Annotated in this window: 1 protein-coding gene; it reads right to left on the minus strand. The window is 41.5% G+C overall.

The features are described 5' to 3' along the window. Nucleotides 1-39: 39 nt before the first annotated feature. Nucleotides 40-747 (minus strand): SDR family NAD(P)-dependent oxidoreductase, encoded by a 708-nt coding sequence (locus PL85_RS17965; RefSeq protein WP_115340183.1) that lies wholly within the window; start codon nucleotides 745-747, stop codon nucleotides 40-42. Nucleotides 748-855: the final 108 nt, after the last annotated feature.

The raw sequence follows: 855 nt of genomic DNA on the forward strand, positions 1-855 counted from the left end.
CCCTTAGCCGGGCGTTATGTCCTCTCGGGAGGTTAAGGGTTACTCCAAGTCTATGACACTACAGCGTATAGATAATGTACTGACAGCTGCTCCAGGAGATAGACTTCGAATAAAGCTGAGTGCTTTTGTTAGATCTTGTTTTTCAATCTTTAAACGATTGGCAATACGCCCATCATTAGTCATATCGGTATCCACGACACTAGGACATAAACAGCAGACCTTTACTCCAAAAGGAAGCAGCTCGTGATAAAGCGATTGGCTATAGCTAACAATTGCAGCTTTTGTTGCTGAGTATGCAGCAATTTTAGGGACTGGTACTAAACCAGCAGTAGAGCCAAGGTTGTATATTTCCCCGTAGCCTTGCTGTTTCATTTTTTCAGCAACCAAATTACAAGCAGTGATAGTAGATAGTAGGTTTACATTTACTAGCTCAGAAAGCTTCGCTAAGGGAAGGTTAGTGTTACCAGCGGCTAATACACCCGCGCTGTTAACCATTGCATCAATGTTTCCATGTTCTTTGATGATTGAGGTGATAATGGTTTCAACTTCAGAAGGGTTATTGAAATCGACTGGTAGTGTCTTCACGGAGCATGACGAATACCGGGACTTTAACTCTGCTTTAGCTTGCTCAAGGTTTTCGGTATTTAAGGCAAGTAATACTAAAGAGTATCCTTCTTGAGCAAAGTAATGAGAAATAGTTTTACCAATCCCGCGACTAGCGCCAGTGATAATGGCAACTTTAGACATAATGTATCCTTATACGATGTATTAAGCGTGCTGTTGGGGGTAATGTACTTGATAGCTTACTAAATTCGAACTGGTTTTTGCACCGAAGACATAACAAACGGCTCAAGA

This window comes from Vibrio anguillarum, from assembly GCF_001989995.2.
GTDB lineage: Bacteria > Pseudomonadota > Gammaproteobacteria > Enterobacterales > Vibrionaceae > Vibrio > Vibrio anguillarum.

Bases quoted from the DNA above. Each gene is read 5' to 3' on its own strand.
- PL85_RS17965 (WP_115340183.1), bottom strand. From the start codon at position 747: ATGTCTAAAGTTGCCATTATCACTGGCGCTAGTCGCGGGATTGGTAAA.